Consider the following 22,269-nt stretch of genomic DNA (forward strand, 5'->3'; position numbering starts at 1 on the left):
TCTTTTTAATATGAAGTTCGAATTCTAGCGCATGTTGGCGGACTTTCAAATCATCAAATCATCTACTTAACTCGGTTGTTTGAGGGAATTCCGGCTTTGGGGGATTACCTAATAACGTATGAATTGTTATACTTACCCTCTTATTTTGATTAATACACAAATATAGATAGAGATCATGCTAAAAATTTATAACACACTCACAAGGCAGAAAGAGGAATTCAAACCAATTACAGCTGGCAAAGTCGGCATGTATGTCTGTGGGGTAACCATCTACGATCTCTGTCATATTGGTCATGGCCGAACGTTTGTTTCTTTTGATGTTGTGACTCGTTACCTTCGTTATCTTGGTTACGATTTGAACTTCGTTCGCAACATCACAGATATCGATGACAAGATCATCAAGCGTGCCAACGAAAACGGTGAGTCTTGTGAATCTCTGACTGAGCGTCTGATCGGTGAAATGCACGCTGACTTCGATGCGTTGAACATGAAGCGTCCAGACGTTGAGCCTCGTGCAACGGAATTCATCACGGAAATCATTGAGCTTGTTGAAAAGCTGATTGAGCGTGATTTTGCTTATGTAGCAAGCAACGGCGATGTGATGTTCGAAGTGAAGAAGTTTGATGAATACGGCAAGCTTTCAAAGCAAGACTTAGAGCAACTGCAAGCAGGCGCTCGTGTTGATGTTGATTCTGCAAAACGTAGCCCGTTAGATTTTGTTCTTTGGAAGATGTCTAAGCCAGGTGAGCCAACATGGGAATCACCATGGGGTCCAGGTCGTCCAGGTTGGCACATCGAATGTTCAGCAATGAACTCGTCTATTCTTGGTAATCACTTCGATATCCACGGTGGTGGTTCAGATCTACAGTTCCCGCACCACGAGAACGAAATCGCACAATCTTGCTGCGCGCACGGCACTCAGTATGTAAATACTTGGATGCACAGTGGCATGGTGATGGTCGACAAAGAGAAAATGTCTAAATCACTGGGTAATTTCTTCACTATTCGTGACGTGCTAGCACATTACGATGCTGAAACAGTACGTTACTTCCTAATGTCTGGCCACTACCGTAGTCAATTGAACTACAGCGAAGACAATTTAAATCAAGCGCGTGCATCGTTAGAGCGTCTGTACACATCACTTCGAGGCCTAGATCGAACAGCGGCTCCCGCTGGTGGTCAAGAATATGTAACTCGATTCTCTATGGCAATGAACGACGATTTCAATACACCTGAAGCGTATTCTGTGTTGTTTGAAATGGCACGTGAAATCAACCGTATCAAGACAGAGAGCATCGAAAAAGCGAGTGCTCTCGGTGCATTGATGCGTGAACTTGCCGACATCATTGGTATTCTTCATCAAGATCCAGAAGCTTTCCTTAAAGGTGATGCTGCGGGTAACGACAGCGAAGTAGCAGAAATTGAAGGCCTTATTAAACTACGTAATGATTCACGTGCCTCTAAAGACTGGGCTAATGCTGATCTTGCTCGTGACAAGTTAAATGAGTTGGGTATTGTTCTGGAAGATGGTCCAGAAGGTACGACTTGGCGTCGTAAGTAAATCTTATAAGAAGGGCTGATTTTCAGCCCTTTTTTCTAGTACACATTCTTTAATGTCACCTTTGCTTTTATCTTCAACTTTTAATTAACAGGAATATTTCTGTGGCCCAGATGTATTTTTATTACTCCGCAATGAATGCGGGTAAATCAACAACACTTCTTCAATCTTCATTCAACTATCGAGAGCGAGGCATGACGCCCGTGATCTTCACAGCAGCGTTAGATGATCGCTACGGTATCGGCAAGGTCAGCTCTCGAATTGGTCTACAATCTGAAGCTCAGCTGTTTAAAAATGACACGGATATGTTTGAAGCAATTCAAACGCTTAATGAAGAAGAGAAGCGCCATTGTGTTTTGATCGACGAGTGTCAGTTCTTGTCAAAAGAACAGGTGTACCAACTCACAGAAGTGGTTGATAAACTACATATCCCTGTACTCTGTTACGGCTTACGTACCGATTTCTTGGGAGAGCTGTTTGAAGGTAGTCGTTACTTACTTTCTTGGGCAGACAAACTTGTGGAGTTGAAAACCATTTGTCATTGTGGTCGTAAAGCTAATATGGTTATTCGTACCGATGAACACGGTGTGGCGATTGCCGAAGGTGACCAAGTGGCTATTGGTGGTAATGACCAATATGTTTCTGCATGTCGTTTGCACTACAAAGAAGCGTTAGGTAAATAAACGGCTTCTTGGTCTCTTTCCTAAAATGAACAGCGCAAAAACGTCATCTAAAGTGAAAATCTGAGAATAAGAAAACGGTGGCCAAGTGCCACCGTTTTTGCTTTTAGAACGGGATGATTTGGTTACTTAAAGTGTTATTCAAACCCCAATTTCTTCAACGTTTGGTAAGCGTATTCAACGTTGTCTGGGATAGGCATATCAATCTGAAACCCTTTGGATGGGTATGATTTGATTCGTTCAAAGTCAGCAAGTAGCGCGCCTAACACCATATCTAATGGTAACTCTTCGTTAAAGTAATCAACCCAGTTTTGCCATTGTGACGTGACTTGAATCTCGGTCGCTTTGTCTGGCCACTGTTTAGTAAAAGTCGCATAGGTTCGTTTTTCCATAAATGGCTTTTGAACTAAGGTCAGTCGTTTTGGAAATAGCCCTCGTTCTGTCAGTAGCTTGTGGGTAAAACGTACATTTTCACCGGTATTGGTTGCATGCTTTTCAATAATAATGTCTGATTTAGACACGCCGCAGTCTCTGGCAATTTCGGCAAATGTTTCTGCTTCTGAGCAATCAAATTTCCCTTCAGTAAAGCGTCCCACACCACCGGAAAAAACGATGTAAGGCGCGACTTTTTGATGATAAAGCTCGGCCGCATATTCAGCGACTCGGGTATCGTTACTGCACAATACAAAAATACAGTCTGAAGGCTCAACTTTATGGCCCATCGACATGAAATTCCAAAGGGTGTCAACTGCGCGATGGAGCATCACTGTAGATGGTTTGTCTAAAGAAGATTGAGTGGGAGATTGTTTAGTCATAAAGCGCCTCCAGTGTGGAATTGAATTTAAATGAGTAACCTAAATCGAGGAGCTTTTTCGAGGAGACCCGTTTGTCTGGAGTATCGACAATCGGTGGAAGCGGCTCGCGGCTATTCACACTCTTGAGTGCGGCGGCGTAAAATTCAGCTTTACTGACCGTATTGGGCGTCGTTACGTTAACCACTTCATTGTGCAGTTGCTCAATAGCGAAATTGACCGAACCAATGGCATCGTCAAGATGAAGCATATTTGCAGGTGCTTGAGAGCTAACCTGTTTTAATTTACTTGCGAATCTTGATGGGTGGCGGTTTGGGCCAATTAAACCGCTGAAACGAAGGATAGTGAAATCGAGCCCTGAATCCATCACCAACTGCTCAGCTTGCAGCATCACTCGTGCGTTATCGGAAAATGAAGGTGTGTGTTTGTTTTCTGAGGTGAGAAGGGCGAACGAGGCATCTTGTTCATGCAATACACAGGGTTTGTTTGGGTATACCGTGGTTGAGCTGATCATAATGAGCTTGTTAATCTTTGCTCTCAGACATGCATCAGTGAGTTGCCGCCAGTACTCGGCATATTGCGTACCTGCTCCTTTTCTAAAGCCAGGAGGGAAGCTACCAATCACAATCTTCGCATTGCTTTTGCATAAAAGCGAAGAGAGTCGCTCAATAGTCTGCTCAGGCTCTGATGAACTAAAGCTAAACTCTTCACAGGGGATTCGTTCGTTACCAATGGTGCGGGCACCTGCTTTGGTGGTTTTTGTTACCACCACTTGGTGACCATGTTTCACTAAATGTGTCGACAAAGGTACACCTAGCCATCCTGCTCCGACGATAAATATAGAAGCCATACGTTCCTCACTGTGGTTGGTACAAGCCTAACAAAGCTTTGGCTCAAAATGAAAAAACTCCACGGCCGAGGCAAGTGGAGTTTAGGCTAGAACTTAAGAGTTTTAGCTTAGTATGCGGATTAACTTATCTGCGCGTTCGGCCATCTCGATACCTTCATCTGTTAGATAACCACCGTCTGGCAGAGTACACAGGTTTTTTTCGAATAGGCGCTTAACAGCGTCTTGAGTTTCTTGGGCTGCTTCTTGATGAACTTTGATACCAGTCGCGGCACTGCTCAAGTCAAATTGAAGAAGGAGGTTTAATTCAGCAATATGTTTAGCGTTGTACTTCATAATTAACCTATAAATTCATAACGTTCTCTCTTTCCACAATAGTGCGCATTGACCGCTCAGGCAATAGCAAATAAAAAGAATTGATAAGTGATCCCGAATTGGTCGATTAATCATCGTCGGGTGGTTTTTTTTTGGTTAGGTTGGGTGATTTATGCTCACTTAAGTCATCAGTGATGTTTATTGCTATACGGTTGTAATATATTATGGCGAGACATAGATTGCGTTGAGCAAATATTGTATTAAAAGGATGGGCAATTAGTGAGAGCGAACAAAGTAGCATTAGTTGTTAGTATGCTATTTGCTATCGCAGGGTGTCAGAGCACACCCTCAAAGCAGACAGATGCAAATCAAGTTACAAATAAGGATAATGAGTCTGCAACAGGCATTCATTCTTTTCATCATGTTCAAAGCGTGCATGCTGAGTGGGAGTCTAAGCTCAAACACCATGCCCAGTGGTCTATTTATGCTCCCGAAAATTACAATGAACTTTTAGACGCATGGGACGATGCTGAAAGTATTTATGCGGACCTATTGAAAGACGAAACTCGCCTAACTAAAAGTTACTCCATTTTTTCAAGCTTAACTTACGCTGAAGCTTTTGATGAAAACATCGCGTTGGTTAAGTCAAACTATGAGTCGATTTTAGCACTGAAGAAGAAGGCTGACCGAGTGTTAGCGGATTCGATTGTACAAATGGATTACCTTAAGTTTCTTGGTGCAGATACTCTGTTTACATCGAGCTATAAGCGGTTGTATTCAGAATATAGTGAGTTGTTTGAGTACGTGTTAGTCGATGAGCTAGAAGATGCTCAAGAAGCGCAGGTGGAATTTCTTAATCACGCTCGTTTGCTCGAAGTTAAAGTCGCGTATAAGAAATACATAGAACCTCTGAAAAATGAATTAGAGTCTTTAGAAGATGACGATTTTGATGATGTTGTTCCACTGACCTTTGCGAAAGCCGCTTTTCAAATTGCATTAGCAGAGGCGCAAGTAAAAGCCAGCCCACGAGAAAAATCGATCATTGAAGACGCCGTTCATGCTGCTGAGTTCGAATTGAGTCACATGCGTAGTGTTGCTCATGAAGTCAAAGCTCTTGCGAATGTGAAAGGTGATGAGTTCGAACAATCGGTATTGAATATGGAGAGTCATTTACTCAGTATCTCAAAAGCGGTCAATGGCGAAGATTATCGTGATGTTGTTCTGCGCCTTCAATCTCAGAAGATTGTGGCTAGCATCAAAGCATTGAAAAGCGAGAATCAACAGCAAAGGCTGCAACTGTCTGAGGCGAAGGAAAGGCGTGAGTTATTAGATGCACAGATAATGAAGAGTGACGCTCACATAAAGAGCCTAGAAGAGTTGGTGGACACCTTGAAAAGCGTAGGGAGTAAAGGTACCAATCAAAGTGACACTGATATGACATCTTCGAACCTTGCCTTGGAAAGAAAAGATCAAGCGCAATAATGCGTATCGGAAGTGTGATGGAAGTTCCATTTTAATCCCGGAAATCTTTGTATTTGTGATTAAGTTAAAAGCGCCTAGGGCGCTTTTTTACTTTCTGTTGATCTAAATCAAAATATCGAAATAATGGCTTTCAGAAAGTCATTGTTGTGTTTGTTTTTCTTCTTTTTATTTGTAAGGCATTGATAATTAAGGTTAAGTTTTTATCCTGTTGATGATTTCTCATTCATCAGACTTCTCTTTTTAGTATTAAAGCCGTATGAAATTTCAATACCACTGACGGTTTTGTATTTTCTTTATTGCGAACGGCTTTTTGAGCATGAAATAGCTCTTGAATTCGGCAATGAAAGAGTGGATTATCTTGCTCCCGAAAACATGTTTCAAAATGTAAATTATCATGAATCTAAACCAATTTGACTCACTATTACCGCCACAAATGGCCGAGCGCGCTGCTGATATCGGCGTAGGTAAAGCAACAAAAGATCCAATGAAATCTCTTCTTTTAGCGATTTCCGCGGGTATCCATATCGGTATTGCGTTTGTGTTCTACACTATCGTAACCACAGGAGCTGGTGATTTTCCGTGGGGTATGACTCGCTTATTGGGTGGCCTGGCATTTAGCTTAGGCTTGATTCTCGTTGTCGTAACCGGCGGGGAGCTATTTACAAGTTCTGTTTTAACGTTGGTGGCGCGCGCAAGCGGCAAGATCACTTGGAAAACGTTAATTAAAAACTGGGCTACAGTTTATATCGGTAACTTGATTGGTGCGCTGTTGCTAGTGGCCTGCATGCTTCTGACAAAACAATACATGCTCGACCATGGTCAAGTTGGTTTGAATGCAATGGCGATTTCCCAACACAAACTGCATCATGGTTTTATCCAAGCTGTCGCGCTCGGTATCATGTGTAACGTATTAGTTTGTATCGCAGTATGGATGACGTTCAGTGGACGTACACTGACTGACAAAATCACGGTCATGATTTTGCCTGTTGCGATGTTTGTATCGTCTGGTTTTGAGCACTGTATTGCGAATATGTTCCAAGTACCATTGGCCATAGGCATCAAAACGTTTGCTCCGGCGTCTTTCTGGACCATGACGGGTGCAAACCCTGCGGACTATGTTGATTTGAATTTGATTGATTTTTTAACGAACAACTTATTACCTGTTACTTTGGGTAATATCATCGGTGGCGGCATATTTGTCGGTATGTGGTATTGGTTAATCTACTTACGTGATTAATTCAGACGCATTGATAACTCGATACTGATTGATAATCTTTAAAAACGGCCTGCATTGCAGGCCGTTTTTATTTGTGGAAAACCACGTCAGCCTCGCTTTAAATTATTGTGTGAAGGCTCAATAGTGCAAGCTCAGTCAGAATGCCTATGTCTCTGAAATTGTGAAAGGTTTAGTGTGATAAGTCTTTTGCCGAGTCAAAGTGGGTAAAAAAGAATCGACATTGGTTTGGTTATCCACAGTTTCTGTGGATAACCTGTTCCAAATTCAGTGAGTAAACCGATCGTTGTGAAGTGAGAGCCTAGTTTGTTGGCTGTATTCGGGCGAGAACCCGCCCTTGTTTGGTCAGAGATGTCTTTAATGTTAAGTGAAGTGAAAGAGCCAAAGAACAGCTCATCATTACGAAAATAGCCAACATGATCATCAGTTGATACTTGATCGCAATCATTGGTGAAGCCCCGCCTAAAATCTGCCCCGTCATCATGCCTGGAAGCGTCACTAAGCCTGTCGTTGCCATAGAAGCCATAATCGGAGACATCGCCTTTTGTATCGCCGTACGTACAAAAGGCGCCGCGGCATAGGCTGGAGAGGCACCTAAAGCAATTGCCGCTTCGTATTCTGATTTCTGTGTGTCAAAAGCACCAAATAAGTTCTGCAAAGCGACAATATTACTGCTCAAGCTATTCCCTAATAACATGCCTGCGATAGGGATAAGATATTGCGCGTTCAAAATAGGGGTCGGTTTAATGATGAAAAAGCAGATAAACAAGACAATCGGTATACAAGTTACCGTAAGGCTAACGGCGACAGGTGCTAAAAGTAGGCTCCTTGGTAGCCGAGTTTTTTCAACAATCGAGCTTGCGCCGACGATAATCATCGCAAATAACCACAGTAAATTGACCCATAAACTATTCAAGGTGAACAAGTATTCTAGGTAAAGTCCAACCAAAAATAGCTGAATAACCATACGAATTATGCTGATAGAAGCCTCTTTGCCAAGGCCGAGTTTTAACTTGTGGTTGATGGTAATGGGTAGCAAGAGAAGTGAACTGAAGAACAATAATTGCCACCAAGAAATATCAATAACGTTTTGCATAGTGCTTCCTTTTAAGTGGATACACATGATATCTGAAAGGGCTAAATGATGCATTTTTGTTTCTTCTCTGCCGACCAAAACAGATTATATTCTTTAACAAGTACGATACAAAATATTGGTGGTTTTCACCCTTTTTAACTAATACTTAGTAGGTGAAAAACTAATTCCTGTTACATCAATGTGGTCTCTTTGTTGTTTTTTAACAAATGTAGAGAACACTTAATTCTTCATATTTATTAATACTTTTTAATAAGTTTGTTTAACTGAAAACAACTCTGGATGACCTCAAAAAAGTGTTGATTAGCAAGGGCTATAAAGGGACATTTGATTGAACCCTTCTTTGAGTATGGTCTAAAATTCACTGTTAGATACTCAAGAACTTTAGCCCCTTAGAATGGGTTACTCGAAATTACTAAATACAAAATAGGCAAAATGTATGAGTGATGTTAATAAAATTGAAACTGGCGAAAAGTGTTCGTTGGAATGGAAGTCTTTCCTTTTCATTGCGGTGGTTCTCTTTCCAATCTTAAGTGTGGCTTTTGTTGGAGGTTACGGCTTCATTGTTTGGGCTCTACAAGTGTTTGTATTCGGTCCTCCAGGTGCACATGGTGGCATGTAGTGCCCTCTTGCTATCCCATTTTTAATAGAACTATTTTTTAAGAGAGCTAAACATGAAATCATTTTTAGTTAAATTATGGCGCACAATGACTCGCCCAGCGGTACACATCAGTCTTGGTGTACTCACTATGGGTGGCTTTATTGCCGGTGTTATTTTTTGGGGCGGTTTTAACACAGCTCTGGAACACACAAATACAGAAGAGTTCTGTGTAAGCTGTCACACCATGCGTGACAATGTATACGTAGAACTGCAAGAAACGGTTCACTGGAAAAACACTTCTGGTGTACGTGCTACTTGTCCGGACTGTCACGTTCCACACGAATGGACAGCAAAAATCGCTCGTAAGATGCAAGCATCTAAAGAAGTCTTCGCTCAAGTCTTTGGTGACCTAGATACACCTGAGAAATTTGAAGCTCGTCGTATCGAATTGGCTAAGCACGAATGGGATCGTTTCTCTTCGAACAAATCTCTAGAGTGTAAAAACTGCCACAACTACGATTCAATGGATTTCGACAACATGCGCCCAACAGCGCGTATCCAGATGAAGAATGCGGCAGAGCGTGACCAAAGCTGTGTTGACTGTCATAAAGGTATTGCACACAACCTTCCATTAGATATGGCAGCAGCAAGCGGTATTGTTGGTGAGCTAGAAAATGTAGCAAGTCACACATCTTACGCAAATGGTTCTGATGTGATCTCAATTCGTCACCTACCAATGTACACAGATGAGACGGCTGAAGTTGAAGCGGGTCTACTAAGCCCTGCAAGTAAAGTTGCGGTGATCGACGAAAAAGGCGACATGATCAAGGTTCAGATCGACGGTTGGCGTAAAGCGAAAGGCTTTGGTCGTGTAATCCAAGAAGACTTCGGTATGAACATCTCGACGGCAATCTTGACGAAAGAAGTATCTCAAAGTGACGTAATCACTGTTGGTGAGAAGAAAGAAGATGAGCTAACTGGTCTTCCTTGGGAAGAAGTTAACCTAGCACTTTGGATGAAGAAAGAGTCTATGGTTGATAACTTCGATCCAATCTGGAACGCAGCTGGTCAAGCGTACCAATCTAACTGTTCAACGTGTCACTCACAGCCAGATGAAGCGCACTTCAGCGCTAACGGTTGGGTAGGCATGCTAGATGGTATGATTGCGTTCGTTAACTTCGATACAGATACAGAAGCACTTGTTCTTAAGTATCTACAGAAGCACTCATCAGATTTTTCTGAAGGCCATCACTAATAAGACGTCAATTGGAGTAACACAATGGCAATTACAAGAAGAAGTTTTCTGAAAGGTGTCGCTACTACAAGTGCGGCATCGGTTATCGGTCCAAGCTTATTGGCGTCGGCATCAGCGTCTGCTGCAGAAACAGACGGCGCGTGGAAAGTCTCTGGTTCTCACTGGGGTGCATTCCGAGCTCGTGTTTATGCGGGTAAAGTACAAGAAATTAAACCTCTAGAAATCGATCAGCACCCAACAGAGATGTTGAAAGGTATTAAAGGTATTATCTACAGCCCATCACGTGTGCGTTACCCAATGGTTCGCCTCGATTGGTTGAAGAAGCATAAGTACAGCGCAGACACGCGTGGTAACAACCGCTTTATTCGTGTGACTTGGGATGAAGCGCTAGATCTTGTTTACCGCGAGTTAGAGCGCGTACAGAAAGATTACGGTCCATGGGCGCTTCACACCGGTCAAACAGGTTGGAGACAAACCGGTCAGTTCCACAGTTGTACGAACCACATGCAACGTGCAATGGCACTTCACGGTTACTCTGTGAAGAAAATCGGTGACTACTCAACCGGTGCCGGTCAAACGATCATGCCTTACGTGCTAGGTTCGACTGAAGTTTATGCACAAGGTACATCTTGGGAACTTATCCTCGAAAACAGTGACAACATTGTGCTTTGGGGTAACGATCCAGTTAAGAACCTGCAAGTAGGTTGGACATGTGAGACTCATGAGTCGTTCGCATACCTAGAACAGCTGAAAGAAAAAGTTGCTAACAAAGAGATCAACGTTGTTTCTGTTGACCCTGTTAAAAACAAAACAGGCCGTTACCTAGAAAACGAGCAAATGTACATCAACCCACAAACTGATGTGGCGTTCATGCTGGGTGTTGCTCACGTTCTTTACAACGAAGATCTATACGACAAGAAGTTCATCGAAACTTACTGTCTCGGTTTTGAAGACTTCATCAAGTACGTTCAAGGTGAAACGAAAGACAAAGTTGAGAAGACGCCAGAATGGGCTTCTGCTATCTGTGGCGCAAGCGCGGACTCTATCCGTAACTTCGCTAAGATGCTGGTTAATGGTCGTACGCAGATTCTTGTTGGTTGGAGTATCCAGCGTCAAGAGCACGGTGAACAGCCTTACTGGATGTGTGCAGTTATCGCAGCAATGGTTGGCCAAATTGGTCTACCTGGCGGTGGTATCTCTTACGGTCACCACTACTCTGGTATCGGTGTCTCTTCAACTGGCTTCGCTGCTCCGGGTTCATTCCCACTGAATATCGACCAAGGTCAATCGCCTAAGTACACCAACACAGATTATAACGGTTACAGCCGCGTAATCCCAGTTGCTCGTTGGGTTGATAGCTTGCTAGAGCCAGGTAAGAAGATCAAAGCAAACGGCGCAACAGTGACACTGCCTGACATCAAGATGATGGTCTTCAGTGGTAACAACCCGTGGCACCACCACCAAGATCGCAACAAGATGCGTAAAGCATTCAAGAGCCTACAAACGGTAGTGGCTGTTGATTTCGCTTGGACTGCAACTTGTCGTCACTCTGACATCGTGCTGCCAGCATGTACTCAGTGGGAACGTAACGATATTGATGGTTACGGCGCCTACTCTGGCCGTGGTTTGATCGCAATGCACAAGCTAGTCGATCCTCTGTTCCAGTCTAAGACTGACTTCGAGATCATGTCTAGCCTGACTAAGCGTTGGGGTCGTTACGACGATTACACGCGTGGTATGGACGAAATGCAGTGGGTTAAATCTCTGTATGATGAATGTCGTGCGGAAAACCAAGGCAAGTTCGAAATGCCAGAGTTTGCTGAGTTCTGGGAGAAAGGTTTCCTAGACTTCGGTAAAGGTAAGCCATGGACTCGTCACGCTTCATTCCGTGAAGACCCAGAGATCAACGCACTAGGTACGCCTTCTGGTTTCATCGAAATCACAAGCCGTACTGTTGGCAACATGGGTTACGAGCACTGTCAAGAACACCCAATGTGGTTCGAGAAATCTGAACGTTCCCACGGTGGTCCAGGCTCTGATAAACACCCGTACTGGCTACAATCTTGTCACCCAGACAAGCGTCTTCACTCTCAGATGTGTGAATCTGAAGAGTGGCGAGCGACTTACGCGGTACAAGGCCGTGAGCCAATCTACATCAACCCAGTAGATGCCAAGAAGAAAGGCATCAAAGATGGCGATGTAGTACGTGTGTTCAACGACCGAGGTCAACTACTAGCAGGTGCTGTTCTAATGGATAGTTACGCTCCTGGTGTTGTTCGTATCGAAGAAGGTGCTTGGTACGGCCCGATCAACGAGAAAGTGGGGGCGCTAGATACATACGGCGATCCAAACACACTGACTCAAGATATCGGTACGTCTGAACTGGCTCAAGCAACGTCAGCAAACACATGTTTGGTAGACTTCGAGAAGTTCCAAGGCAAACTGCCTCCAGTCACTTCATTCGGTGGTCCAATCGAAGTTTCTTAAGTCTTGCACCTAAGAACCAAGATTAGCGCTTGAATTAAAGCCCCTGTAAGTATCTTTACAGGGGCTTTTTGTTTTTGTGGTCCCGGCCTTTTTATCGATTGTTACTATTTGGGAAACTTACGAAACATGACCAATCTAAAAAAATAGGGTAAAATGTGGCTAATAAAGAGAGGCTCTATAGGTAGAGTCATAATTGTTAGTGTAATAGGAAGAAACATGATTTTAGTTGTTGGTCACAAAAACCCTGATAGTGACAGTATTTGTAGTGCGTTAGTTGCAACAGAGCTTCTTAAAGCTCGTGGCGAGGAAGCGACACCAATTCGCCAAGGCGAGATCAACCGCGAAACTCAACACATTCTAGAAGTCGCTGGTGCTGAAAAGCCAGAGCTTCGTACTTCTGTTGCTGGTGAGAAAATCTGGCTAGTAGACTACTCAGACCTAGCACAAGCACCCGATGATGTTGCTGATGCAGAGATCGTAGGTATTGTCGATCACCACCGTCTAGGCGACGTGATGACAGTCAACCCAATGGAAGCTTGGATCTGGCCTGTGGGTTGTACAAACACTGTACTTTTCAACATGTTCAAGATTGAAGGTCACGCAATCTCTCAACAAATCGCTAAACTAATGATGTCTGCAATTCTTTCAGACACTGTTGGCTTCGCTTCTCCAACTTGTACTCAAAAAGACAAAGACGCCGTTGCTGAGCTTGCTGAAATCGCTGGCGTAACTGACGTTGATGCATTCATTAAAGCGCTTCTAATCGCTAAGACAAACATCGAAGGTCTATCGGCTGCACAGCTAGTAGAAAAAGACCTGAAAGGCTACCCATTCAACGGTCGCGATGTTGTTGTTGGTCAAGTTGAACTTGCGACTCTTGAGCAAGTAGATGGCATGATTGAAGCGCTAGAAGCGGATCTTGAAGAGCGTTGTGAGAAAGATGGTCTAGCGTTCGCTGCGGTAATGCTAACAGACATCACGACTGCTCAAACTCGTCTTCTATACAAAGGTGAGTGGGCTGAGAAATTGGTTAAGCATGAGAAAGACGGCGTATTGATGATGGAAAATACATTAAGTCGTAAGAAGCAAGGCTGGCCTTGGCTACAAGGTGAGCTTGTTTAACCAAGTCGCTTAATAATAAACGCCTGCTACTTTAGCAGGCGTTTTTCTTTGAAGTAGACTTTCTTCTTCATCGATAGTGTTTGAAGTTAAAAACACTCGGCATAAAATAGCTTTAAGAACAAAGTTACTGACTAAAGTAGGAAATCAAGATGACTACACAGCTAGACGATAAAAAAATCGCTGAAATCAACAAGTATACCGGCGAGCAACGCCTGAAATACTGTGTGAAAGAGATCGTAGCAAACCGTGAAGTATGGATCTTAACCGATGAACACGGTTGTGTAATGCTGAATACAGAAGATGAAGATTGTGTACCAGTATGGCCAAATCAAGAGTTCGCAGAATCATGGGCAACGGGTGATTGGTCTGAGTGTAAAGCTGAGTCTATTTCGTTGAACAAATGGCACAGTCGCTGGACCAACGGTCTAGAAGACGACGAGCTTGCTGTTGTGGTATTCCCTAACGAGCAAGAAGAAGGCGTTATCTTATTCCCGGATGAGTTCGACTTCGAATTGAAAAAGCAGGCTGCTAAGCGTTAATACAGTCACATCGTGAGCCAGCGTTGCCTTTGTTAGGCAGCGCTATCTTTCCGTTATCTCATCTCGGTTGTTTCCAACGTATTTTCGTTAATACCCAATCCATTGATACAGCATAGATTTTTCCCTAAACTTTAATTGTTATGGTGATGGAGGGGGAGGGGCTATAGGTTATGGTTCGGTGCTTTGAAGAAATGGCTTTCCACTAGTCTTTGTGTGATCTGATGGTTCGGTTGAGACAACACCTGTTGAGTTTCACCTGCTTCCACGACGTGACCTTCGTGCATAACGATGATTTTATCGGTGATATGTTTAATAATTCCAATATGTTGAGATACATACACGAATGATACGCCCATCTCTTCTTGCAGTTCTAAGAAGAGATTGATTATCTGTGAGCGCATCGCCATATCCAACCCATTCAATGCTTCGTCAGCAACAATGATTGAGGGCTGAAGAATCAAAGCTCGCGCCAAACATACCCTTTGTTTCTGGCCTGCAGCAAGCATTTGAGGATAGAAATAAGCGTGTTCAGGTAACAGGCCAACGCGTAATAATGTATCTTTTACACGATGCATTCGAGCTTCCGAAGACATATTGGTGTTTCGCTTTAAGGGGCCTTCAAGAATGCGGCCAATTTGAATTCGTGGGTTTAATGATGTATTCGGATCCTGGAAGATCATACGAATGAGCTTACAACGAGTCGAGTAATCTTTGTGTTCGAGCTTTTCTCCATTCACGCGGATCTCGCCACCTGTCGGCTCAACCATCCCCGCCAGCATTCTTGCTAATGTTGACTTACCAGAACCATTTTGTCCGATAAAACCAATCGTCTGTCCGGCTTCCAAAGTAAAGCTTACCGGTTTTACTACCTGATGAATCTTTTTGCGGAAAAGACCAGAGCGAGTTGTAAAGTTTTTAGATAAGTCACTGACTTCTAATAAGGCACTCATTATTTCTTTTTCTTCTCCATATTCAAAGGGAAGTGACAATTGAACTTATGATTTTTGATTCGTTGAGTATATGGGATCTCTACACACTGTCTCTGTGCGTATGGACAACGGGGTCCCAATCGACAGCCAATCGGCAAATGTTGCAGTGGCGGAATCGACCCTGGCAATGACTGAAGCTTTTCTTTGTGAGGGATCCAGTCATTAAAATCGGGCATCGCTTTTAGTAATGCGACAGTATAAGGGTGCTTTGGTGTCTCTAAGAGTTTCTGAGTATCAGCTGATTCGACCGATTGACCACAGTACATCACGGTAATGCGAGTTGCCCATTGAGTGATAGTCGTTAAATCATGGCCGATCAGTATGATGGTCGTGTTATTGACCTGGTTCATTCGGCTCAATAGACGCAATATTTGAGACTGGGTTATAGGGTCTAAATCGTTGGTAGGCTCATCGGCTATCAGTACTTTCGGTTTTGCGGCAATAGCCATTGCGATCATGACCTTTTGACACTCACCGTCTGTTAACTCATAAGGGTAACTGTCCATTAAACGTGAGTGATGCTTGATACCGACTTTATGCAGTAGCGCGATGGCCTGTTTTTTACGCCATTTAAATCGTTGCCACCAGCGCCCGTCAAACGCGTAAGATGGTATTGCTTCTATCAGTTGATGTCCCACTTTTTCTGAGGGGTCAAGACAAGAGGAAGGCTCTTGGAAGATCATCGCAATATCGCGCGCAATCACTCGACGTCGCTCTTTTGGAGTCAGTTGTAGCAGATCGATATTACCTAAGCGCATTCGGTCAGCAGAGACTTTCCAGCCCTCTTTACAAACCCCAACAATGGCTTTCGCGACCAAACTTTTACCTGAGCCAGATTCACCAACGAGACCGCGAATTTCCCCTTCATTCAGAGTAATACTCATTCGGTCGACGGCTCGAACCATCCCCTGAGGGGTTTCAATCTCAATAGTCAGATGTCGAATGTCAAGTAACGGCATTATTCGATTCCTGCATTTAGTGCTTGGCGAACACCTTCACCGACAAGGTTGACCACAATCACTGTGAACATAATAGCGAGGCCGGGCAGAGTCACTGTCCATGGTGCAAGGTAAATCAGCTCCACTGAATCCCCTAAGATCGCTCCCCACTCAGCACTTGGAGCTTGGGCGCCAAGGCCTAAGAAGCCTAAAGCTGTGATGTCGAGAATCGCCACTGACAGTGCCAACGTAATTTCAAGGGCTATGACGGTGAGAATATTAGGAACGATAGAGTTCCAAAGCAGATAGAAATTGTTTGCTCCATCAAGTCGAGAGGCCAGAATATAATCTTTCTCGACTTCTGCATGTACGGCAATGTAGACCGAACGAATAAATCGCGGTATCAATGCCAAACATATGGCAAGCAAAATATTAAATTCACCAAGGCCAAGAAACGCGACAAAAATAATCGCGAGTAACAGAGAGGGAATCGACATCACAGTATCAAGCAAGTGGTTGAGCGTGCTTGATACGAGGCCACGAGTCATGCCGGCGAGGACACCAATCAGACACCCGATTACAGCTGCGATGAAAGTAATGATAACAGCGGCACCAAAGGTTAACTGGGAACCGATAATCAGCCGAGACAGTATATCTCTGCCCAAATCATCAGTGCCGAGAAAATATTCAACTGTACCCGTTGGATCCCAAGATGGAGGGGTCAAAAGGTGCCCGGTTTGTTCTTGAGAGTCATGGGGTGCTAACCAAGGCGAAGTGACCGTCACTAGGATTATGATGATTAAGCACCACAACCCAAACATGGCGAGATTGTTGGCACGGAAACTGCGCCAGAAACGTTCAAACTGGGTAGGAACTTGTTCTTCTTGGTAGACGTTATTTGTTAGCATACCATTCCTTCCTTACCAGTGGATTCACCATTGCGCCTAACAGATCTGAGAGAATGTTTGCAGTCAACACTAGGGTACCTACCACAATGACGCCAGCTTGAATCGAAACGTAATCTTGATTAGATAGCGCATCCAATAACCAGCGTCCAATCCCTGGCCAGTTAAAGATAGATTCGGTGATGATTGCGAGTGTTAACATACTCGATAGCTGAACACCGACCTTCGGAATGATAGGTGGGATCGCATTTCTTAATACGTGCTGCGTGACGATCTCTCTTGTTGAAAGACCTTTAATTCGTGCAGCGCGGATGTAGTTTTGTTTCATTACCTCGGCCACTGATGCACGCATCAGTCGAATAACCTGAGTCGTTGGCGCTAATGCTAACACGAGGCAAGGTAAGGCCATATGTTCGATAACACTTTGCAATGCTTGTGCTCGGTATCGACCCTCTGAGAAAAACGCATCAACAATTGCAAACCCTGTGACGTGTTCAATCTCATAAAGCAGATCGTACCGGCCACCAACGGGAAATATTTTAAAATGGAGCGAAAATACCATGATCATGAGCAAGGCGACCCAAAATATAGGCGCAGAGTAGCCAGCCATAGAGGTAAACGAGATGGTTGTATCGACAAATTTTCCTTGTCTCATACCAGCAATAGTACCAAAAGGTATCCCGACGAAGAGTGCGAGCACAAAGGCAAAGAAGCACAGTTCTAGCGTTGCGGGGAAGACGACCGCGAGTTCATCGATAATTGGTACATTATGTTTACTGAGGCCAAAATTCAGTGTCGATAATTCCGTTATATAGCTAATCCAACCAGGCCAGAAATCTTGAATTGCCCAAGGTGATTGTTGGCCTAGTCTTAACAAAGAGAAGCCAACTAAAGTGAGGATCGCAAGAGTAATAATAAATAAATTGACTCGTCTTAATGTATACCAAAACATCAGTTCACCTCTCTTCTGACGTTATCAAAAGGTTGAGCATTGAACGGGCTCTGTTTGAAGCCAGTCAGTGAACTATCGTGTACACGAAATTGCACACCGTGAGCGAGGGGGATCACAGGAACTTCTTCATTCAATATATTTTGGGCTTGATAATATAAGTTTGCACGGTGCCTATGTTGATTGATCTCCAGCGCCAAATCTAGAAGGAAATCAAAGTCAGAATTACACCACATCGAGACATTGAGTCCGGCGCGTTCAGAACTGCATGAGAGCAGAGGGCGCAAGAAATTATCGGGGTCACCGGTATTACCGATCCAACCTGTGAGAAGTAGGTCTGTTGAACCAATAGAGGAAAGCTGGGTGCGATCGAAGCGATCGTCAGTGTAGAGCTTCAAGGTGATACCGATATCTGCCAAGTTCGCTTGGATCAACTCTGCCGTTTTTCTCGGACTAGGGTTGTAAGCTCTAGGCTCTAGAGGCACCCACATTGACAGTTCTAATCCGGGTTTAACTCCCGCGTCTTTAAGCAGTGCTACTGCGTAGTTTCGGTCATAGCGAACTTGTACGCTGTCTTTTTGATATGCCCAAGAGGTAGGAGGCAGTAATGAATATGCTTTAGTGCCCGTACCGTAGTAAACCGAGTCAAGAATATTTTGACGGTTGATGGCCAAGTTTAGTGCTTTACGGACTCGAGAATCCCGCAGTGCTGGGCGTTCGGTATTAAGCGCAATAAAAGAGACATTAACAGCAGGCGTCACCGATATTTGTAACTCTTTATTCGCTTGAATAATGGGGATCTGGCTAGAAATGGGTGAATTTAATACATCACATTCATGGCGAAGAAGCTTAGCCAGCGTGCCCGTTCCACGTTGTGACGTGTCGAATACAACTTGGTCCATTTTCACGTCACCCTTCCAATAATTCTTGTTCTTTTTCAGGCGCACTAAGTCATTGATTTTGTATTCATCTAAGTAGAAAGGACCGGTGCCGACAGGCTTGGAATCGATCTCATTTTTCTCGTCCGCAACGATCAGTTTATCAGCGTATTCTTTAGAGTGAATGACCGCGTAGCTGGTGGCTATATTGTTGAGAAATGAGTTGTCTGGATGGCTTAGTTGAAATTTTACGGTTAAATCGTCAAGCGCTGTGACATCGACAATTAGATTTTGGAAGTCGATTCCTGCAAACCAAGGGTACAAGCCCCCCCCCACATAATGGAATGGGTTCGAATTATCAATAATGCGTTTAAAACTAAAAACGACATCTTGAGCGTTCATACTGCGGGTAGGGGTAAACCATTCCGTGGTTTGGAACGCAACATTAGGGCGAAGAGTGAAGGTGTACTCTGTACCTGACTCATCAACAGACCAACGGCTTGCCAAGTTCTCTTTTGGTCGGTAGGTCATCGGATCCAGGATGAGCAAGGTATCGAAGATTTGAGGGCTTAACGATTCTGAAGTGATGCCACTATCAACCAATTGCGGGTTGAAAGTACTAGGATCGCCTTGACCGCAATAAATGAACCCTTTTTCACGAATTTTATCGTGATCTACGCTCTCACCACATCCTGCTAACAAGCTCAGCGTCAAGATACTTAGTGATAGTCTTATTAGTGCTTTCATAAAAAGAAATACTTTTCGAAACGAGGCACAAGAGAAGCCTCAAGATCCGGATAATTTAACATTATATTTATTCGGCTCCAAATAATAATCCCGTGTGGGTTGCTATTTATCGTTTGCTTGTCCAACAATCGCGTACTTCCTCACCATTCCTCTTAATTGGTTGTAGGTTAACCCAAGTAATTCAGCGGCTTGTTTCTGGTTATACTTACTTTGTGCTAAGGCTTGATTGAGCAGTTGAATATCTTGTTGTTCTTGCCAAGCTTTATAGTCGAGAGGCAAAGAAAAAGAGTTCTCTGATGAAGTATGGTTGTTGGTTGGCTCATTGCCAATTGTCTGAGCGAAATCTTGGTCACGCTTCCATGGTGGCTGAAATGGATTAAAGACCAAGTATTCAATAGGGTAGGGGTTCTTGCCATGTTGGTAGATCGCGCGCTCTACCACGTTTTTGAGTTCTCGAACGTTTCCGGGCCATGAGTAATCGAGCAATGCGCTCACTGCCGATGGCGCAAAGCCAACAAAGAGATCCAGTTCGAGTTCTCTACACATTTTGATGGCGTAATACTCGGCAAGCAAGGTGATATCTTCTTTTCTTTCACGAAGAGGCGGTATGGTAATGACATCAAAAGCTAGCCTGTCTAAAAGGTCAGGCCTAAATTCTCCTTTAAGTGCCATTGCGGGTAAGTCGGCGTTGGTGGCACAGACTAGCCTCACATTGGCACTTAATACTTTTTGGCCTCCAACACGCTCGTACTGACCATATTCAATCACGCGCAATAGCTTTTCTTGAACGGCAAGTGGCGTTGTTGCTAACTCATCCAAAAATAGGGTTCCGTTTTCTGCTCTTTCGAAACGCCCTTGATGGCGACCTTTTGAACCGGTAAATGCCCCTGATTCGTGACCAAACAATTCAGAATCAATCAAGCCTTCGCTAAGCGTTGAACAGTTTAAGGCGATCAAGGGGTGATCCCAGCGCCTCGAAAGGTAATGCAACCTTTGAGCAATCAGCTCTTTACCCGTCCCGCGCTCTCCAATAATCAAAATGGGTCTTTCGATGGGGGCGAGTTGAGACACTTTATCTAAAACAGAGAGAAAGCTAGGGGATTCACCGATAAGATTCTGCTGCATAGTGGGTCCTTGTGAGACTTGAGCGCGAATGGATATGTGTTGAGCGTGCTTTATTTGAATCGCTTGAAATAAGAGAGCAGTGGTGAAAAAAACCAATACTTGGCTAAATTCATCATAGCATGGTTAGAGCGTATTACCATTTGATTGTAACACAATGATAATACTAGGTTTAAAGTTTGGCGCACTATTTGCTTTACTTAAAGTAGCTTTAAACAACAGCTTAAATTATGGGCGAGTGAGTGGATCTGTTGAATCACGATTTTAAACACATTTGTCATTATGGTTATTAAGGAGTTCCTCATGGGTATTTTTTCTCGCTTTGCAGACATAGTAAATTCAAACATCAGTGCATTATTAGATAAGGCTGAAGATCCTGAAAAGATGATTCGCCTGATTATCCAAGAGATGGAAGACACACTGGTTGAGGTTCGAACGAATTCGGCAAAAGCCATCGCGGATAAGAAAGAGCTTGCGCGCAAAGTAGACGCTATCGAAACTCAGATTCTCGATTGGCAAAACAAAGCGACCCTAGCGCTAATCAAGCAACGTGAAGATCTGGCAAGAGCGGCTTTAATCGAAAAACAGAAACTGGAAGAGATCATCAAAAGCTTTCACACAGAGCAAACTTTGGTTCATGAAACCATCGAAAAGCTCACCAGCGAGATTGGCAAACTTGAAACTAAAATTGCCGAAACTCGTGCGAAACAGCAAGCATTAATGATCCGTAATCATGCTGCGAGCAATCGTCGTGATGTTCAAAAACATCTGCATTCAAGCAAAACCCAAGAAGCAATGACCAAATTTGAGCAATTCTCGCGTAAAGTGGATGAATTAGAAGCGGAAGCGGACGTTTACGCCAAAACGGGTAATGCCAAATCTTTAGATCAAGAGTTTGCTGAGCTACAAGCTCAAGATGAAATCGAAAAAGAGTTGGCGAAATTGAAGCAACAAGTTGAAAAACGCGATCAATAATTTAGGAGTTTTCTATGTCAACATTTCTAATTGCAGGTCCATTAATAGTCTTCTTGATCTTTGTGGCTCCGCTATGGCTATTCTTACATTACCGCAGCAAGAAAAAATCCAGTAACGGTCTGTCAGAGAAAGATCTTCAGCGCCTGCATAAGCTTTCTGCGCAAGCTGAATCGATGCAAGAACGCGTGAAAACACTAGAAAAAATATTGGATGCGGAGTCGCCTAACTGGAGACGAAACTATGAATAGAGAACTGTATCGGGATCCCATTAACGGCAAATTGTCTGGCGTATGTGCGGGTTTAGCGAACTACTTTGGCCTTGAAGTTTGGTTGGTTCGAATTTTAGTGATTTCAGCCGCGCTCTTGGGCGGCAGTTTCCTTGTCTTGCTCGCGTATTTAGCTTTGACATTGATGATTGAAAAACAGCCTGCTCGTTACGTCGATAAAATGAAAGCGAAACAAGAGCACACGCTCAAGCAAAAACCGTGGGAGAAAGGCCAGACAGCAGAATCATTATTGGATACGTTAGAGAGTGACTTTCAACAGTTAGAGACTCGTACGCGTAATATAGAAGCTTACGTAACCTCAGATACTTTCAACGTTGAACGCGCATTTAAAGACATGTAGCGGAACATCTTAAAATGAATTGATAATGGTTTAGGAAAATTTATCCCAAGCCGTTATTTTTTTTAATAATTTTGTCTAAATAAACATTGTGATAACTGGTAACTTACATTTGAT

At 43.6% G+C, this 22,269-nt stretch carries 22 protein-coding genes; 12 read left to right on the forward strand and 10 right to left on the reverse strand.

All coding sequences use genetic code 11. The features are described 5' to 3' along the window. Nucleotides 1-175 precede the first annotated feature (175 nt). Nucleotides 176-1,561 carry a cysteine--tRNA ligase gene (gene cysS / locus OCU36_RS05325; RefSeq protein WP_261839360.1) on the forward strand — a complete coding sequence of 462 codons (1,386 nt, stop codon included), beginning with the start codon at nucleotides 176-178 and terminating at the stop codon, nucleotides 1,559-1,561. A gap of 101 nt (nucleotides 1,562-1,662) precedes the next feature. Then, nucleotides 1,663-2,241, forward strand: coding sequence for a thymidine kinase (locus tag OCU36_RS05330; RefSeq protein WP_261839361.1), 579 nt, complete (start codon nucleotides 1,663-1,665; stop codon nucleotides 2,239-2,241). Between the two features lie 134 nt (nucleotides 2,242-2,375). Here OCU36_RS05330 and OCU36_RS05335 read toward each other — a convergent pair whose 3' ends face one another. From OCU36_RS05335 to OCU36_RS05345, 3 genes are all read right to left on the reverse strand, one after another. Continuing rightward, nucleotides 2,376-3,053, reverse strand: coding sequence for a YdcF family protein (locus OCU36_RS05335; protein ID WP_261839362.1), 678 nt, complete (start codon nucleotides 3,051-3,053; stop codon nucleotides 2,376-2,378). Continuing rightward, on the reverse strand, nucleotides 3,046-3,900 hold the full coding sequence (locus tag OCU36_RS05340) for an NAD(P)H-binding protein (RefSeq protein WP_261839363.1): 855 nt from the start codon (nucleotides 3,898-3,900) through the stop codon (nucleotides 3,046-3,048). Before OCU36_RS05340 ends, OCU36_RS05335 begins: the two co-directional genes overlap by 8 nt. A gap of 102 nt (nucleotides 3,901-4,002) precedes the next feature. Beyond that, nucleotides 4,003-4,233 (reverse strand): TIGR02647 family protein, encoded by a 231-nt coding sequence (locus OCU36_RS05345; RefSeq protein WP_261839364.1) that lies wholly within the window; start codon nucleotides 4,231-4,233, stop codon nucleotides 4,003-4,005. Nucleotides 4,234-4,491: 258 nt separating this feature from the next. Between OCU36_RS05345 and OCU36_RS05350 the strand changes: the two genes are divergently transcribed. Both OCU36_RS05350 and focA read left to right on the forward strand, forming a co-directional pair. After that, entirely contained in the window at nucleotides 4,492-5,694 is a 1,203-nt protein-coding gene (locus OCU36_RS05350) for an ATPase (protein ID WP_261839365.1), read from the forward strand. A gap of 394 nt (nucleotides 5,695-6,088) precedes the next feature. Next, a complete protein-coding gene (gene focA / locus OCU36_RS05355; RefSeq protein WP_261839366.1) occupies nucleotides 6,089-6,931 on the forward strand; it encodes a formate transporter FocA in 843 nt (280 codons plus the stop codon). A 298-nt stretch (nucleotides 6,932-7,229) separates the two neighbouring features. On the opposite strand, the gene OCU36_RS05360 is transcribed toward focA, so the two are convergent. After that, the gene (locus OCU36_RS05360) at nucleotides 7,230-8,024 is read right to left on the reverse strand and encodes an ABC transporter permease (RefSeq protein ID WP_261839367.1); all 795 of its coding nucleotides are present in this window, start codon (nucleotides 8,022-8,024) and stop codon (nucleotides 7,230-7,232) included. A gap of 436 nt (nucleotides 8,025-8,460) precedes the next feature. On the opposite strand from OCU36_RS05360, the gene torE reads away from it, so the two are divergent. From torE to OCU36_RS05385, 5 genes are all read left to right on the forward strand, one after another. Then, nucleotides 8,461-8,643 (forward strand): trimethylamine N-oxide reductase system protein TorE, encoded by a 183-nt coding sequence (torE, locus tag OCU36_RS05365; protein ID WP_261839368.1) that lies wholly within the window; start codon nucleotides 8,461-8,463, stop codon nucleotides 8,641-8,643. Between the two features lie 52 nt (nucleotides 8,644-8,695). Beyond that, the gene (torC, locus tag OCU36_RS05370; RefSeq protein WP_261839369.1) at nucleotides 8,696-9,877 is read left to right on the forward strand and encodes a pentaheme c-type cytochrome TorC; all 1,182 of its coding nucleotides are present in this window, start codon (nucleotides 8,696-8,698) and stop codon (nucleotides 9,875-9,877) included. Nucleotides 9,878-9,901: 24 nt separating this feature from the next. After that, complete coding sequence (gene torA, locus OCU36_RS05375; protein ID WP_261839370.1) at nucleotides 9,902-12,364, forward strand: trimethylamine-N-oxide reductase TorA; 2,463 nt, start codon at nucleotides 9,902-9,904, stop codon at nucleotides 12,362-12,364. Nucleotides 12,365-12,580: 216 nt separating this feature from the next. Further along, nucleotides 12,581-13,486 carry a manganese-dependent inorganic pyrophosphatase gene (locus OCU36_RS05380; protein ID WP_017060302.1) on the forward strand — a complete coding sequence of 302 codons (906 nt, stop codon included), beginning with the start codon at nucleotides 12,581-12,583 and terminating at the stop codon, nucleotides 13,484-13,486. A 149-nt stretch (nucleotides 13,487-13,635) separates the two neighbouring features. Continuing rightward, nucleotides 13,636-14,025 (forward strand): DUF2750 domain-containing protein, encoded by a 390-nt coding sequence (locus OCU36_RS05385; protein ID WP_004734596.1) that lies wholly within the window; start codon nucleotides 13,636-13,638, stop codon nucleotides 14,023-14,025. Nucleotides 14,026-14,186: 161 nt separating this feature from the next. On the opposite strand, the gene OCU36_RS05390 is transcribed toward OCU36_RS05385, so the two are convergent. The 6 genes from OCU36_RS05390 to pspF form a co-directional block, all read right to left on the reverse strand. Beyond that, nucleotides 14,187-14,975: a peptide ABC transporter ATP-binding protein gene (locus tag OCU36_RS05390; RefSeq protein WP_261839371.1), complete on the reverse strand. Its 789-nt coding sequence runs from the start codon at nucleotides 14,973-14,975 to the stop codon at nucleotides 14,187-14,189. Further along, nucleotides 14,975-15,973: a peptide ABC transporter ATP-binding protein gene (locus tag OCU36_RS05395; protein ID WP_261839372.1), complete on the reverse strand. Its 999-nt coding sequence runs from the start codon at nucleotides 15,971-15,973 to the stop codon at nucleotides 14,975-14,977. The genes OCU36_RS05390 and OCU36_RS05395 overlap by 1 nt, the downstream gene beginning before the upstream one ends. Further along, nucleotides 15,973-16,860, reverse strand: coding sequence for a putrescine export ABC transporter permease SapC (gene sapC / locus OCU36_RS05400; protein ID WP_261839373.1), 888 nt, complete (start codon nucleotides 16,858-16,860; stop codon nucleotides 15,973-15,975). The genes OCU36_RS05395 and sapC overlap by 1 nt, the downstream gene beginning before the upstream one ends. Next, complete coding sequence (locus OCU36_RS05405) at nucleotides 16,847-17,809, reverse strand: ABC transporter permease (protein ID WP_261839374.1); 963 nt, start codon at nucleotides 17,807-17,809, stop codon at nucleotides 16,847-16,849. The genes sapC and OCU36_RS05405 overlap by 14 nt, the downstream gene beginning before the upstream one ends. Next, nucleotides 17,809-19,431 carry an ABC transporter substrate-binding protein SapA gene (gene sapA, locus OCU36_RS05410; protein ID WP_261839375.1) on the reverse strand — a complete coding sequence of 541 codons (1,623 nt, stop codon included), beginning with the start codon at nucleotides 19,429-19,431 and terminating at the stop codon, nucleotides 17,809-17,811. Before sapA ends, OCU36_RS05405 begins: the two co-directional genes overlap by 1 nt. A gap of 102 nt (nucleotides 19,432-19,533) precedes the next feature. Continuing rightward, entirely contained in the window at nucleotides 19,534-20,556 is a 1,023-nt protein-coding gene (gene pspF, locus OCU36_RS05415; protein WP_261839376.1) for a phage shock protein operon transcriptional activator, read from the reverse strand. A gap of 300 nt (nucleotides 20,557-20,856) precedes the next feature. Here pspF and pspA point away from each other — a divergent pair, with 300 nt between their 5' ends. From pspA to pspC, 3 genes are read left to right on the forward strand one after another with little or no spacing between them, the layout of a single operon-like run. Next, nucleotides 20,857-21,528, forward strand: a complete 672-nt coding sequence (gene pspA, locus OCU36_RS05420; RefSeq protein WP_261839377.1) for a phage shock protein PspA — start codon at nucleotides 20,857-20,859, stop codon at nucleotides 21,526-21,528. Between the two features lie 14 nt (nucleotides 21,529-21,542). Further along, a complete protein-coding gene (pspB, locus tag OCU36_RS05425) occupies nucleotides 21,543-21,776 on the forward strand; it encodes an envelope stress response membrane protein PspB (protein ID WP_261839378.1) in 234 nt (77 codons plus the stop codon). Beyond that, nucleotides 21,769-22,155 (forward strand): envelope stress response membrane protein PspC, encoded by a 387-nt coding sequence (pspC, locus tag OCU36_RS05430; protein ID WP_261839379.1) that lies wholly within the window; start codon nucleotides 21,769-21,771, stop codon nucleotides 22,153-22,155. The genes pspB and pspC overlap by 8 nt, the downstream gene beginning before the upstream one ends. Nucleotides 22,156-22,269: the final 114 nt, after the last annotated feature.

The organism is Vibrio artabrorum (assembly GCF_024347295.1).
GTDB classification, from domain to species: domain Bacteria; phylum Pseudomonadota; class Gammaproteobacteria; order Enterobacterales; family Vibrionaceae; genus Vibrio; species Vibrio artabrorum.